A 13,482-nucleotide genomic window follows, 5' to 3' on the forward strand; every position below is an offset into this window, starting at 1 on the left:
GGCGCATCGGGAATTCTTGAGTCACGCAGAACAGACTACTGTGAAGCCAGCGGGTTCATGCGCAACGTTTTGTCGTAAGGGCCTGTGGGCCAGAACGGCGACAGGCATGGTCGCCAGGCAACCGGATCAGTATCCTAGCACCTCCTGGCCCGCCGACGCTAAACCCAAGCGGGCCGCCGAACAGGTTGAACACCGTATGAATGCTCTAGCCCGCCGCGCCGCTGGCCTGTTGCTCGGCACGCTGTGCCTGCCGCTGGCGGCCTTCGCCGCCGATGTGCAACCCACCCACGAATTCATCCTCGACAACGGCCTGAAGGTGGTCGTGCGCGAGGACCACCGTGCGCCGGTGGTGGTTTCGCAGATCTGGTACAAGGTCGGCTCCAGCTACGAGACGCCGGGCCAGACCGGTCTGTCCCACGCCCTGGAGCACATGATGTTCAAGGGCAGCGCCAAGCTCGGCCCCGGCGAGGCCTCGCGCATCCTGCGCGATCTCGGCGCCGAGGAGAACGCCTTCACCAGCGACGACTACACCGCCTACTACCAGGTGCTGGCCCGTGACCGCCTGCCGGTGGCCTTCGAGCTGGAGGCGGACCGCCTGGCCAGCCTGCGCCTGCCGGCCGACGAGTTCAGCCGCGAAATCGAGGTGATCAAGGAAGAACGCCGCCTGCGCACCGACGACCAGCCCAACGCCAAGGCCTTCGAGCTGTTCCGCGCCATGGCCTACCCGGCCAGCGGCTACCACACCCCGACCATCGGCTGGATGGCCGACCTCGAACGCATGAAGGTCGAGGAACTGCGCCACTGGTACGAGTCCTGGTACGCGCCGAACAACGCCACCCTGGTGGTGGTCGGCGACGTCAAGCCCGACGAGGTGAAGGCCCTCGCGCAGAAGTACTTCGGCCCCATCCCCAAGCGCGCCGTGCCGCCGAGCAAGCTGCCGCTGGAGCTGGCCGAGCCGGGCCTGCGCCAGCTTACCCTGCACCTGCGCACGCAACTGCCCAGCCTGGTCTACGGCTTCAACGTACCGGCCCTGGCCACGGCCAAGGACCCGCGCGGCGTCAACGCCCTGCGCCTGATCTCGGCCCTGCTCGACGGCGGCTACAGCGCCCGCATGCCGGCGCGCCTGGAACGCGGCCAGGAACTGGTGGCCGGCGCCTCGTCCAGCTACAACGCCTTCACCCGCGGCGACAGCCTGTTCATGATCTCGGCCACGCCCAACGTGCAGAAGCAAAAGACCCTGGCCGAAGTGGAAAAAGGCATCTGGCAGTTGCTCGACGAGCTCAAGACCACGCCGCCGACCGCCGAGGAACTCGAACGCGTGCGCGCCCAGGTGATCGCCGGCCTGGTCTACGACCGCGACTCCATCAGCAGCCAGGCCACTACCATCGGCCAGCTGGAGACCGTCGGCCTGTCCTGGAAGCTGATCGACAGCGAGCTCGACGACCTCAAGCGCGTGACCCCGGAGGACATCCAGGCCGCCGCCCGCACCTATTTCACCCGCGAACGCCTGAGCGTTGCCCATGTACTGCCCGAGGAGTCCGCCCATGAGTGATCGCAGCGCACCGCGCTACACCCTGTTCGGCCTGGCGATCATCGTGCTGGTGGTGGCCGTCGCCGCGCTGCTGGCGCGCCCGGCCCAGTCCGACAACCAAGGCAAGGCAGACACCGCGGCCCGCCCGGCCAACACCCTGCAATCGCTGGCCGAACTGGACGGCAAGGCCCCCAGCCGGCGCCAGCTGAACATCCAGCACTGGTCCACCGCCGAAGGCGCCCGCGTGCTGTTCGTCGAGGCCCGCGAGCTGCCGATGTTCGACCTGCGCGTGACCTTCGCCGCCGGCAGCAGCCAGGACAGCGGCACCCCGGGCCTGGCCACCCTGACCAACGCCATGCTCAACGAGGGCGTGGCCGGCAAGGACGTTACCGCCATCGCCGAGGGCTTCGAAGGCCTGGGCGCCGACTTCGGCAACGGTTCGTACCGCGACATGGCCGTGGCGTCGCTGCGCAGCCTCAGCGCCAGCGACAAGCGCGAGCCGGCGCTGAAGCTGTTCACCGAGGTGGTGGGCCAGCCGACCTTCCCCGAGGATGCCCTCAAGCGCATCAAGAACCAGCTGCTGGCCGGTTTCGAGTACGAGAAGCAGAACCCGGGCAAGATCGCCGGCAAGACCCTGTTCGCCAACCTCTACGGCAAACACCCCTACGCCAGCCCCAGCGACGGCACCGCCGAAACCATCCCGGGCATTACCCTGGAACAGCTGCGCGGCTTCCACGCCAAGGCCTACTCGGCCGGCAACGCGGTGATCGCCCTGGTCGGCGACCTCAGCCGCGCAGAAGCCGAAGCCATTGCCGCCCAGGTCTCCGCCGGCCTGCCCAAGGGCCCGGCCCTGGCCAAGCCCGAGCAGCCGGTCGAACCCAAGCCGGGCGCGACCCATGTCGACTTCCCGTCCAAGCAGACCCACCTGATGCTGGCCGAGCTGGGCATCGACCGTAACGATCCGGACTGGCCGGCCCTGTCGCTGGGCAACCAGATCCTCGGTGGCGGCGCCTTCGGTACCCGCCTGATGAGCGAAGTGCGCGAGAAACGCGGCCTGACCTATGGCGTGTACTCGGTGTTCAGCCCGATGCAGGTGCGCGGCCCGTTCATGATCAACCTGCAGACCCGCGCCGAGCTTAGCGAAGGCACCCTCAAGCTGGTCCAGGACATCCTCGCCGACTACTTGAAAAATGGCCCGACTCAACAAGAACTGGACGACGCCAAGCGCGAACTGGCCGGCAGCTTCCCGCTGTCCAACGCCAGCAATGCCAGCATCGTCGGCCAGCTGGGCGCGATCGGCTTCTACAACCTGCCGCTGAGCTGGCTGGAAGACTTCATGCAGCAGTCCCAGGCGCTGACCGTCGAGCAGGTCAAGGCCGCCATGAACAACCATCTGGCGGCGGACAAGCTGGTGATCGTCACCGTCGGCCCTAAGGTGGCCCAGCAGCCCCTGCCAGCCCCCACTGACAAACCCGCCGAGCAGCCGCTCGGCGTACCGGAGCACTAATGGCAAGACCCAATACCCCAGCACGCCCGGCACCGGGCGCCAGCAAGGGCCCCGGCCAACTGCGCATCATCGCCGGCGAGTGGCGCAGCCGCCGCCTGGCCGTGCCGGAAGGCGATGGCCTGCGACCGACGCCTGACCGCGTGCGCGAGACCCTGTTCAACTGGCTGGCGCCGCACATCGAAGGCGCACTGGTGCTCGATGCCTTCACCGGCAGCGGCGCGCTGGTGCTGGAGGCCTTGTCTCGCGGCGCCGAGAACGCGGTTGCACTGGACAGCAACCCAGCGGCCATCGCCAATCTCAAGAACAACCTCGAGCTGCTGCGCTGCCCGCGTGGGCAGATCCTGCAGACCGACGCTCTGCGCTACCTGCAAGGCCCGGCCAAACAGCAGTTCGACGTGGTCTTCCTCGACCCGCCGTTCCACCAGGACCTGCTGGCCAACACCTGCAACCTGCTGGAGCAGGGCCAGTGGCTGCGCGAGCAGGCGTGGATCTACACCGAAAGCGAAGCCGTGCCCTCCTCGCTGCCGATGCCGGGCAACTGGCGCCTGCACCGCGAGAAGAAGACCGGCCAGGTGCACTACGCGTTGTGGCAGCGCAGTTGAGAAAGCCCTAACTATGTAGTGCTGGCAGACGCGCATTTTTGCTGAAGCTGCTCCGGTTCGCCACCAACCAGGAGCACTTCGGCCATGTCATCGCCTCCCCTTCTCGACGACGCAGTGGTCTCTGCCGGCCTAACAGCCATCGCAGCCGCACCATCGGCAGCGTTACAGCACTTCACGCTGGACAACGGTTTGACCGTCTACCTGCGAGAGGACCACCGCACCCCACTGGCAGCGGTTCAACTCTGGTACCACGTGGGTGCCAGCGATGAACCGGCGGGCCAAACCAACCTTTCGCACCTTCTGGAACACCTGATCTTCGATGGCAGCAGCAAACTCGCCAAAGGTCAGTACCTACAAGTGATCGCACGCCTGGGTGGCAAAGCCAATGGCACCACCACAGACGACGCGACGGCTTTCGATATTCAACTACCCGCGATACGCCTGCCGATCGCCCTCGAAATCATGGCTGATGCCATGACCACTGCAACCTTCGGCCAGCCTGAAATGGACCTGGCGATAAAAACGGTCGAAGACGAGCGCCGGCTGAAAATCGATAACGCACCCTTGCAGCAAGCAAGTCATCAGCACTTGAAGCTCGCACATGCGAGCAGTCCTTACGGCAACCCCACCTTCGGCCTCGCCAGTGACCTGAACAACCTGACGCTCGACACGCTGCGCAGTTGGTACGACCAATGGTACGCACCAGGTAACGCCACGCTCGTGGTAGTAGGCGCCGTCGACCTCACAACGCTCAAGCAGTACGTGGCCCGGTATTTTGCAGACCTGCCTGTAGCAGCCACAACGCCGCGCCCCGTCCCACGCCACGAAATACCGTTAAAGGCACGAAGCCAGGCTGTAAGCCTGCCTATGGGACGTGAGGGGTTGTTCATGTCATTCAACGTGCCAAGCCTGGCAACTGCGCCCCAGGTAACCACAGGCCCAGCACTGAAACTGCTCGGCGAGCTGCTCGGCAAAGGCTTCAGCTCAAGGCTGTACAGCCGTTTGGTGCGCGACAGGAACGTACTGAAGGGGGTTGTGCTCTCCTACGACCCGTTGCTTCGCGGCGACACCCTGCTGACGATTTCTGCGTACGTGAATACCGACAACTGCACCCCTCACGACGCTGCCGAAGAAATCTACAGATTGGTAGATGAACTGCGCCACACACCGCTCACTCAAGAAGAACTGGATCGCACAAAACTGCGCCTGCTTGCCCGCTACCTGTTCAACCAGGAAAGCATCACCTGGCAAGCCAGACTTATTGGACAAGCAGCCGCCTCAGGCCTGGGGCCTTCGTTGATCGACCAACAGGCCAACATCGTCCGACACCTCGACAGCGCAACCGTACGCCAAGTCGCATTCGACTACCTGAGCCGCGAGAGGCTGACTGTTACCTACCTGCAGCCCGGAGATCCAGCATGAATCAAGCAGCCAGTACCCTCTCCACGCCGCTGATCTGCAGCGGCCCTGCCACCGATGCAGCGGTCGCCGCCATGTCCGGTTTGAACGCTGCCCAAGGCATTGATCTGACGCAACTGCAACCGTTGGCGGTCAAGGTCCAGCAGTGGGTCACTCCCGAAGGTGCCCGGGTCAGCTTCACGCCGGCCCACGAACGGCCGATGTTCGACCTGGCGCTTCGCTTCCGTGCCGGTAGCGTGCTCGATGGCGACAACCCAGGCCTAGCCGCCCTTGTCTTGTACAGCCTCGACCAAGGTACCAAACAACTCGATAGCGCTCGGTTTGCCCAGTTTCTCGAAGGCCATGGCGCAATCATGAACAGAAGCATCAACCACGATGAAGCCGTGGTTACCCTGCGCTGCCTGAGCCTGCCCGCACTACGGGCCAGTGTTCTGTCGCTGTTCACGCAAATGCTCGCCCAACCGGCATTGCGCCCGGACGACGTTGCGCGCATTCGCGAGCGACTGGCCATCGCCCAGCGAGCACGAGCATGGTACCCCTCGACAAGAAAGTCGGACGCCACCATGGCCCACGTGTTCGCCGATCATCCCTATGCCATCCCTGTGACAGGCACGGCCGAAGGACTTGATGGCATTACGGACCAACAGCTGCGGGCCTTTCACCAGCGCGCCTACTCGGCCAACAACGTCGATATCGGCCTGGTGGGCGACCTGTCACCTGCAGAGGCGCACCAACTGGTTGCCGACCTCGTTCAGGCGCTACCGCAAAACTGGGCGGCACAGCTGCCAGACCCCTCTCCAGCGCCGAACGCACACACAACGTCTTGAAAGGGCAGGAACCTCGACCTCGGTCATGCTCACAGTGCCGGTCAACGTATCGCCAGGGAGCCCATGGCATCCCGCACTGGTCATGCTGGATGAAATTCTCGGGGGTGGCTTCGAATCGAGGCTGGCTCAGGAGCTGCGGGTCAAACGCGCCCTGACCTACGGCGCCAGCTCATCGCTGCAACCGTTCGATGCCGCCAACCTGCTGCAAATCGAGTGGGATATTGCTCCTGAGTATCGCGACGCCTCATGCATGCTGGTCGCAAACATGCTGGCATGCCTGGGTACGCATGGACCGACCCAGGTTGAATGCGACGTGGCCTCGAGCCAACTTGTCGGCAAGCTGCAGCATACCCTGGCAAGCAATGAGGACCTGGCCAAGTGCCTGGCGACGTTCAGCCATCAGGAGCTGCCTGCGGACCACCTGGCGACCTACTCCGACAAACTGGCAGCGCTGACCCCGGCAGACATCCGCGAGGCCACAAGGACACTGCTGGCCAAAGCCCCACAAGTAGTCATAAGCCTGGGCCCGGACGTAGAACAGTTGCCCTTGCCACCTCCGCCGGATGCCGACCAATAGCGCAGGTACAGCGGCGGTGTTTCATGGCACTCTAGGCAGGCACACCACGAGTCGCCCAGCATGCCCAGTCTCACCGCCACCTTCCGCCCGGCCACCGGCCTGTCCAACCCCCACCTGCAGACACTGTGGGGGCCTCTCTGGCGCAAGCTCCCGGACCTGCCGCGCAACCGCGAGCGCCTGTGGCTGGCCGACGGCGACTTCCTCGACCTCGACTGGCACGGACCACATCAGCCCGACACGCCGCTGGTGCTGGTGCTCCACGGCCTCACCGGCTCATCCAACTCGCCCTATGTCAAAGGCCTGCAACTGGCCTTGCAGGGGCGTGGCTGGGCCAGCGTCGCGGTGAACTGGCGCGGCTGCTCGGGCGAGCCCAACCTGCTGGCGCGCAGCTACCACTCCGGCGCCAGCGAAGACCTGGCCGAGACCATCCGCCACCTGCGAGCACAGCGGCCGCTGGCGCCGCTGTATGCCGTGGGCTACTCGCTGGGCGGCAATGTGCTGCTCAAATACCTGGGGGAAAGTGGCTCGGCCAGTCAACTTGAGGCGGCAGTGGCGGTGTCGGTGCCGTTTCGCCTGGACCAGTGCGCCGACCGCATCGGCCTGGGATTCTCGAAGATCTACCAGGCGCATTTCATGCGCGCGATGCTGGCATACGTGCAGGAAAAGCAGCGGCACTTTCGGGACAAGGGGCACCATGAAGGGCTGGCGACCCTCGAACGCCTGGGGCCGTTGCATGACCTGCGCACCTTCTGGGACTTCGATGGCAAGGTAACCGCGCCGCTCAATGGCTTCAGCGATGCCCATGACTACTACCGCCGGGCGTCCAGCCGCTACTACCTGGGGAAGAACCGCACGCCGACGCTGATCATCCATGCCAGCGATGATCCGTTCGTGTTCGGCCACAGCCTGCCGACTGCCGACGAACTGGCGCCACTGACGCAGTTCGAACTGCACAATCGCGGTGGCCATGTCGGGTTCGTCGAGGGCAGCCTGCGCAATCCGGGGTATTACCTGGAACGGCGGATTCCGCAATGGCTGATGGACGGGCGCTAGCCCTCATCCAGGAATATGGCTAAGGGCAAGCCCGCTCCAACGCTACGAATTACTCGCCAGTGGCCACGCCGCGCTGCGGATCGTTGATCCACTCACTCCACGACCCGGCATACAGCCGCCCCAGCGGATACCCCGCCAGCGCCAGGGCAAACAGGTTGTGACAGGCGGTCACGCCAGAGCCGCAATAAGCCACCAGGTCCTCCGGCGAACGGCCGGCCAGCTTCTCGGCAAAACGCTGCTTCAGCGTGTCGGCCGGCAGGAAACGCCCGTCGGCGCCGAGGTTGTCGGTGAACGCCGCGCACTGGGCGCCCGGAATGTGCCCGGCCACCGGGTCGATTGGCTCCACCTCGCCACGAAAACGCGGCAGCCCGCGGGCATCGATCAGGGTCAGCGCCGGATCGTCCAGGCGCTTGCCCAGGTGCGTGGCGTCGATCTGCAGCTTCATGTCCGGCTCACCACTGAACGTCCCCTCGCGGCGCACCGGCGAATCCAGGCTCAATGGCAAGTGGGCGGCGTGCCAGGCCTTGAGGCCGCCGTCGAGAATGAACACCGCCTCGCGTTTTCCCAGCCAGGCCAGTAGCCACCAGGCGCGCGCGGCATAGGCGCCGGGACCGTCGTCGTAGAGCACCACCTGGCTGTCGTTGTCCACGCCCCACTCGCGCAGACGCTCCACCAGCCGCTGCGGATCGGGCAACGGGTGACGCCCCGTGCGGCCCTTGACCACCGGCCCGCTCAGGTCACGCTCGAGGTCGGCGAAATGCGCCCCGGCGATATGCCCCTCGGCATAGCTGCGTTGGCCGTAGTCGACGTCCTCCAGGGCAAAGCGGCAATCGAGGATCACCAGGCCGGGCGCGTCCAGGCGTTCGGCCAGCTGTTGCGGGGTGATCAGTTGCGCAAGGGGCATGACAATCTCCTGATGAATGGCTCGAAGACCCCGGATCACTGCTCCAGGGCCTGGTTGAACGGAACGTGGAACTCATCGCACAACGCCTGCACCGCGGCACGCGAGCCTGGGGTGACATACCCCAGTTCCAGCACCACCACCTGATAGACGCCGCGCATGAACGCTTCTTCACCCAGGTGCGCGCAATGCTCGCGGGTGGTGCTGAGAAAACGCACCCAGGAGGTCAGCACGATCCACGCGTTGATGGTCAGCGACTCGATCTGCGGGCCGTCCATGCTCAGGATGCCGGCCTCGACGAAGCCCCGGTAGATCGCCTGCCCCTGCAGCAGGCAGCGCCGCGAGAAGCGCCGATAACGGGCCGCCAGTTCCGGGTCGCTGTCGAGCAGGTGCTCCAGGTCGCGGTGCAGGAAACGGTAGTTCCACATCGCCGCCAGCAGCGCCTTGAGGTAGAAGCGCTTGTCCTCGACGGTGGCGATGCGGCCCTGGGGCGGGCGCAGGAAGCTGTCGACCAGCTCTTCGTACTGGTTGAACAGCACGGCAATGATCGCCTGCTTGTTGGGGAAGTGGTAGTACAGGTTGCCGGGCGAGATCTCCATGTGCGCGGCTATGTGGTTGGTGCTGACGCAACGCTCGCCCTGCTGGTTGAACAGCTCCAGGCTGCTCTGCACGATGCGCTCTCGGGTCTTCATGCGCGGGGCCATGCTCAGCTCCAGTCTCCAGCTTGATTGATCGGGCCATCTTACGGCTTCCCGCAGGTCGGGTGCACCGCCGGCCAGGTGAAAAAGAGTGCACCATCGTACCAATTAGAGTATATGCTCTATTCACTTATCACCCCCGGAGCCGCCATGACCTCTCCTGCCGTCCTCCCCCCAGTGCAATCCGACCTCGACCTGCAAGCGACGTTCGACGCCCTGCGTCGGGCCTTCGCCGACAACCCGATGCCCCCGGCCGCGCAGCGTCGGCAGTGGCTGAAAAGCCTGCGCGAGGCGCTACTGGCCGAGCAGGAGACGCTGATTGCGACCATTGACGCCGATTTCAGCGGCCGCAGCCGCGACGAGACGCTGATCGCCGAGCTGATGCCGTCGGTCCTCGGCCTGCGCGACGCGGAAAAACAGCTGGGGCGCTGGATGCGCGCCTCGCGGCGCAAGGTCGGCCTGGCCTTCCAGCCCGCCAGCGCGCGGATCGAGTACCAGCCACTGGGGGTGGTGGGGATCATCGTGCCGTGGAACTACCCGCTGTTCCTCGCCATCGGCCCGCTAACCGGTGCCCTGGCCGCCGGCAACCGGGTGATGCTCAAGCTCAGCGAGTCCACGCCCGCCAGCGGGCAGGCCATCAAGGACCTGCTTGGGCGTGTATTCCCCAGCGACCTGGTCAGTGTAGTACTGGGCGAGGTGGAGGTCGGCCAGGCCTTCGCCCGCCTGCCGTTCGACCACCTGCTGTTCACCGGGGCCACCAGCGTCGGCCGCCATGTGATGCTGGCCGCCGCGCAGAACCTCACCCCAGTGACCCTGGAACTGGGCGGCAAGTCGCCGGCCATCGTCTCGACCGACGTGCCCCTGGACACCGCCGCCGAACGCATTGCCTTCGGCAAGACCCTCAATGCCGGGCAGACCTGCGTCGCCCCCGACTACGTGCTGGTGCCCCGCGAGCGCCTGGACGCCTTCGCCGACGCCTACCGGCGCGCCGTGCAGCGCTTCTACCCACGCCTGACCGACAACCCCGACTACAGCGCGATCATCAACGAGCGCCAGCTCGGTCGCCTCAATCGCCTGCTGGACGATGCCCGCGAGCAAGGCGCCCAGGTGGTCGACCTCTACCCCGACGAGCCCCGCCAAGGCCGCCATCTGCCGCCACACCTGCTGCTGCAGGTGCACGACGGCATGCAGGTGATGCAGGACGAGATCTTCGGCCCATTGCTGCCCCTGGTGCCCTACGACCGCCTGGACGACGCACTGGCCTACATCAACCAGCGTCCTCGGCCCCTGGCGCTCTACTACTTCGGCTACGACAAGGGTGAACAGGCACGGGTACTGCGCAACACCCACTCCGGTGGCGTTTGCCTCAACGACACCCTGCTGCATGTGGCCCAGGACGACCTGCCGTTCGGCGGCGTCGGCCCGTCCGGCATGGGCCACTACCATGGCCACGACGGCTTCCTGACCTTCAGCAAGGCCAAGGCCGTGCTGGCCAAGCAGCGTATCAATGCCGCCAAGACGATTTACCCGCCCTATGGCAAGGCCTTGCAGCGCCTGGTCTACAAGCTGTTCATCCGCTGAGCGCCGGCGCGTATGCATCGCCGCGACCTGTTCAGGTTCAGCTTCGGCGCCAGCCTGTTCCTGGGTGCCACCAGCCTGGTCGGCTGCTCGCCGCAGACGGCCTCGCCCGGTTATCAGGTCCTGCGCGATGACGACCTGCCTCTGTTGCAGGCCCTGGTACCCGTCGTGCTGGCGGGTACCCAGGCGTCCACCGAATGGGTGCTGCACAGCCTCGACCACAAGCTGGCGGCGCTGTCGCCCGCCATGCTCAAGCTGACCCGGCAACTGTTCGACGTGCTCACCCTGCCGCTTACCCGAGGGCCGCTGACCGGCATCTGGGGCGCCTGGGCCGACGCCACGCAGAACGAGCTGGAGCGCTTTCTCGAACGCTGGCGGGACAGCTCGCTGAACCTGCTGCGCCAGGGTCATGCCTCGCTGCTGCAACTGCTGCTCATGGCCTGGTACGAACGCCCCGAGGCCTGGGCGGCCTGCGGCTATCCAGGACCGCCGAAGATCTGACCCACTGACAAGAGCATCGCCAAATGCCCGTCCCCGACCCGTTTCGCCAAGGCCTCGCTCGAGGCTGGATCACCCACGATGGCTCGCGCCTGGAGCAGGACCTGAGCCTCGAAGCCGACGTCGCCGTGATCGGCAGCGGCGCGGGCGGCGCCACAACCGCCGAACGGCTGAGCGCGGCCGGGCTGAAGGTGCTGCTGATCGAGGAAGGCCCACTGAAGACCAGCAGCGACTTCCACCTACTTGAGCATGAGGCCTATGCCGATCTCTACCAGGAGGGCCTGGGCCGCCTGAGCAAGGATGGCGCCATCACCATCCTGCAGGGCCGGGCGGTAGGCGGCACCACCCTGGTCAACTGGACCTCGAGTTTCCGCACGCCGCCACAGACCCTGGAACACTGGGCCCGCGAACATGGGGTCAAGGGCCTGGACAGCGACAGCCTGAAACCCTGGTTCGAACGCATGGAGCAGCAACTGGGCATCAGCCCCTGGATGATGCCGCCCAATGCCAACAACGATGTGTTGCGTCGCGGCTGCGAAGCACTCGGCCTGCGCTGGGCGGTGATCCCGCGCAACGTGCGCGGCTGCTGGAACCTGGGCTACTGCGGCATGGGCTGCCCGGTCAACGCCAAACAGTCGATGCTGGTCACCAGCATTCCGGCCACCCTCGAGCAAGGCGGCGAATTGCTTTACCTGGCCCGCGCCGAGCGCTTCAGCCACGACGGCCAACGCATCGATCACCTGCAATGCCAGGCCCTGGACGCTCAGGGGATTCAGCCCACGGGCCGCCAGGTGCGGGTGCGCGCCCGTCATTACGTACTGGCCGGCGGCGGCATCAACAGCCCGGCGCTACTGCTGCGCTCAGACGCACCCGACCCCCACCAGCGCCTGGGCAAACGCACCTTCCTGCACCTGGTCAACTTCAGCGCCGCGCAGTTCGAGGCGAAGATCGACCCGTACTACGGCGCGCCGCAGTCGATCTACAGCGACCAGTTCCAGTGGCAGGACGGCGTCGCCGGCCCGGTCGGCTACAAGCTCGAGGTCCCGCCACTGCACCCGGCCCTCGCCAGTACCCTGCTCGGCGGCCATGGCCAGGACAATGCCCTGCGCATGGCCGAGCTGCCCCACACTCACGTGATGCTGGCGCTGCTGCGCGATGGTTTCCACCCGGACAGCCCCGGCGGCCAGGTGGAGTTGCGTGGCGATGGCTCGCCGGTGCTCGACTACCCGGTCAACGACTACCTGCGCGACGGGCTGCGCCGGGCTTGGCACAGCATGGCGCAGATCCAGTTCGCCGCCGGGGCTCGCCGAGTGCTGCCGGTGCATGGCGATGCCCGGTATGTCGATAACCCGGAACACGCCAAGGCATTGATCGACAACCTGTCCCTGGAACTGTTTCGCATGCGCCTGGGCAGCGCCCACGTCATGGGCGGCTGCGCCCTGGGCGAGGATCCGCGCCAGGCGGTGTGCGACAGCCTGGGCCGGCATCACCAGCTGGAAAACCTGTCGGTCCACGACGGTTCGCTGTTCCCCACCAGCATCGGCGCCAACCCGCAGCTGTCGGTCTATGCCCTGACCGCCCTGCTCAGCGAAGCGCTGGCCGGCCGCCTGGCACCCGGCGCATGACAGCCAATAGCCATGCTGTCTATAGTGCCATCGACCAGCCACGCGACTTGGCCGGGCGCAATCGCTGCGCTACCATCCGACTCCCCAACGCACTCCAGCCAGGATGACGCGATGAACCGAGTGTTGTACCCGGGTACTTTCGACCCCATTACCAAAGGCCATGGCGACCTGGTCGAGCGCGCCTCGCGCCTGTTCGACCACGTGATCATCGCCGTGGCGGCCAGCCCCAAGAAGAACCCCCTGTTCCCCCTGGAACAGCGGGTAGCGCTGGCCCGCGAGGTCACCAAGCACCTGCCCAATGTCGAAGTCATCGGCTTCTCCTCGCTACTGGCGCATTTCGCCAAGGAGCAGAACGCCAATGTCTTCCTACGCGGCCTGCGCGCGGTGTCCGACTTCGAGTACGAGTTCCAGCTGGCCAACATGAACCGCCAGCTGGCGCCGGACGTCGAGAGCCTGTTCCTCACGCCGTCCGAGCGCTATTCGTTCATTTCCTCGACGTTGGTCCGGGAAATCGCCGCGTTGGGCGGTGATATCAGCAAGTTCGTCCATCCTGCCGTGGCCGACGCGCTGACCGAGCGCTTCCGCAAGTAAGCCTCGCGGTCACGATGTCGCGCCCGCGTGCACTGCGGGCGCGAATCCGGCACAATTGTGCCCATCGCTTTGAAA

At 65.7% G+C, this 13,482-nt stretch carries 11 protein-coding genes and 1 pseudogene; 10 read left to right on the forward strand and 2 right to left on the reverse strand.

Annotated elements, in window-relative coordinates; translation table 11 throughout:
- The first annotated feature begins 196 nt into the window (after nucleotides 1-196).
- The 6 genes and pseudogenes from HU735_RS00620 (at nucleotide 197) to HU735_RS00650 (ending at nucleotide 7,516) form a co-directional block, all read left to right on the forward strand.
- Nucleotides 197-1,552: a pitrilysin family protein gene (locus HU735_RS00620; protein ID WP_186712026.1), complete on the forward strand. Its 1,356-nt coding sequence runs from the start codon at nucleotides 197-199 to the stop codon at nucleotides 1,550-1,552.
- A complete protein-coding gene (locus HU735_RS00625; RefSeq protein ID WP_186712027.1) occupies nucleotides 1,545-3,038 on the forward strand; it encodes a pitrilysin family protein in 1,494 nt (497 codons plus the stop codon). Before HU735_RS00620 ends, HU735_RS00625 begins: the two co-directional genes overlap by 8 nt.
- Entirely contained in the window at nucleotides 3,038-3,640 is a 603-nt protein-coding gene (gene rsmD / locus HU735_RS00630) for a 16S rRNA (guanine(966)-N(2))-methyltransferase RsmD (RefSeq protein ID WP_186712028.1), read from the forward strand. The genes HU735_RS00625 and rsmD overlap by 1 nt, the downstream gene beginning before the upstream one ends.
- A gap of 84 nt (nucleotides 3,641-3,724) precedes the next feature.
- Nucleotides 3,725-5,062, forward strand: a complete 1,338-nt coding sequence (locus HU735_RS00635; protein WP_186712029.1) for a pitrilysin family protein — start codon at nucleotides 3,725-3,727, stop codon at nucleotides 5,060-5,062.
- A gap of 197 nt (nucleotides 5,063-5,259) precedes the next feature.
- Nucleotides 5,260-6,463 (forward strand): annotated as a pseudogene (locus HU735_RS27370) (pitrilysin family protein).
- Between the two features lie 60 nt (nucleotides 6,464-6,523).
- Nucleotides 6,524-7,516 (forward strand): hydrolase, encoded by a 993-nt coding sequence (locus HU735_RS00650; RefSeq protein ID WP_186712032.1) that lies wholly within the window; start codon nucleotides 6,524-6,526, stop codon nucleotides 7,514-7,516.
- Between the two features lie 49 nt (nucleotides 7,517-7,565).
- Here the strand turns inward: HU735_RS00650 and HU735_RS00655 are convergent, their stop codons facing one another.
- Entirely contained in the window at nucleotides 7,566-8,420 is an 855-nt protein-coding gene (locus HU735_RS00655) for a sulfurtransferase (protein WP_186712033.1), read from the reverse strand.
- Nucleotides 8,421-8,455: 35 nt separating this feature from the next.
- Nucleotides 8,456-9,121: a TetR/AcrR family transcriptional regulator gene (locus tag HU735_RS00660; protein WP_050707373.1), complete on the reverse strand. Its 666-nt coding sequence runs from the start codon at nucleotides 9,119-9,121 to the stop codon at nucleotides 8,456-8,458.
- Between the two features lie 144 nt (nucleotides 9,122-9,265).
- Between HU735_RS00660 and HU735_RS00665 the strand changes: the two genes are divergently transcribed.
- The 4 genes from HU735_RS00665 to coaD all read left to right on the forward strand — a co-directional run bounded on the left by HU735_RS00665 (nucleotide 9,266) and on the right by coaD (nucleotide 13,407).
- Complete coding sequence (locus tag HU735_RS00665) at nucleotides 9,266-10,696, forward strand: coniferyl aldehyde dehydrogenase (RefSeq protein ID WP_186712034.1); 1,431 nt, start codon at nucleotides 9,266-9,268, stop codon at nucleotides 10,694-10,696.
- Between the two features lie 12 nt (nucleotides 10,697-10,708).
- The gene (locus HU735_RS00670; RefSeq protein WP_186712035.1) at nucleotides 10,709-11,194 is read left to right on the forward strand and encodes a twin-arginine translocation pathway signal protein; all 486 of its coding nucleotides are present in this window, start codon (nucleotides 10,709-10,711) and stop codon (nucleotides 11,192-11,194) included.
- Nucleotides 11,195-11,217: 23 nt separating this feature from the next.
- Nucleotides 11,218-12,816 (forward strand): GMC family oxidoreductase, encoded by a 1,599-nt coding sequence (locus HU735_RS00675; RefSeq protein WP_186712036.1) that lies wholly within the window; start codon nucleotides 11,218-11,220, stop codon nucleotides 12,814-12,816.
- Between the two features lie 111 nt (nucleotides 12,817-12,927).
- Nucleotides 12,928-13,407 (forward strand): pantetheine-phosphate adenylyltransferase, encoded by a 480-nt coding sequence (gene coaD, locus HU735_RS00680; protein ID WP_028689146.1) that lies wholly within the window; start codon nucleotides 12,928-12,930, stop codon nucleotides 13,405-13,407.
- Nucleotides 13,408-13,482 lie beyond the last annotated feature (75 nt).

The sequence above is a fragment of the Pseudomonas sp. BW16M2 genome (assembly GCF_014268865.1).
Lineage (GTDB): Bacteria > Pseudomonadota > Gammaproteobacteria > Pseudomonadales > Pseudomonadaceae > Aquipseudomonas > Aquipseudomonas peradeniyensis.

Coding starts and splice junctions, on each gene's coding strand:
- HU735_RS00665 (WP_186712034.1), top strand. CDS start 9,266: ATGACCTCTCCTGCCGTCCTCCCCCCAGTGCAATCCGACCTCGACCTG.
- HU735_RS00660 (WP_050707373.1), bottom strand. CDS start 9,121: ATGGCCCCGCGCATGAAGACCCGAGAGCGCATCGTGCAGAGCAGCCTG.
- HU735_RS00655 (WP_186712033.1), bottom strand. CDS start 8,420: ATGCCCCTTGCGCAACTGATCACCCCGCAACAGCTGGCCGAACGCCTG.
- HU735_RS00620 (WP_186712026.1), top strand. CDS start 197: ATGAATGCTCTAGCCCGCCGCGCCGCTGGCCTGTTGCTCGGCACGCTG.
- HU735_RS00670 (WP_186712035.1), top strand. CDS start 10,709: ATGCATCGCCGCGACCTGTTCAGGTTCAGCTTCGGCGCCAGCCTGTTC.
- coaD (WP_028689146.1), top strand. CDS start 12,928: ATGAACCGAGTGTTGTACCCGGGTACTTTCGACCCCATTACCAAAGGC.
- HU735_RS00675 (WP_186712036.1), top strand. CDS start 11,218: ATGCCCGTCCCCGACCCGTTTCGCCAAGGCCTCGCTCGAGGCTGGATC.
- HU735_RS00635 (WP_186712029.1), top strand. CDS start 3,725: ATGTCATCGCCTCCCCTTCTCGACGACGCAGTGGTCTCTGCCGGCCTA.
- HU735_RS00625 (WP_186712027.1), top strand. CDS start 1,545: ATGAGTGATCGCAGCGCACCGCGCTACACCCTGTTCGGCCTGGCGATC.
- HU735_RS00650 (WP_186712032.1), top strand. CDS start 6,524: ATGCCCAGTCTCACCGCCACCTTCCGCCCGGCCACCGGCCTGTCCAAC.
- rsmD (WP_186712028.1), top strand. CDS start 3,038: ATGGCAAGACCCAATACCCCAGCACGCCCGGCACCGGGCGCCAGCAAG.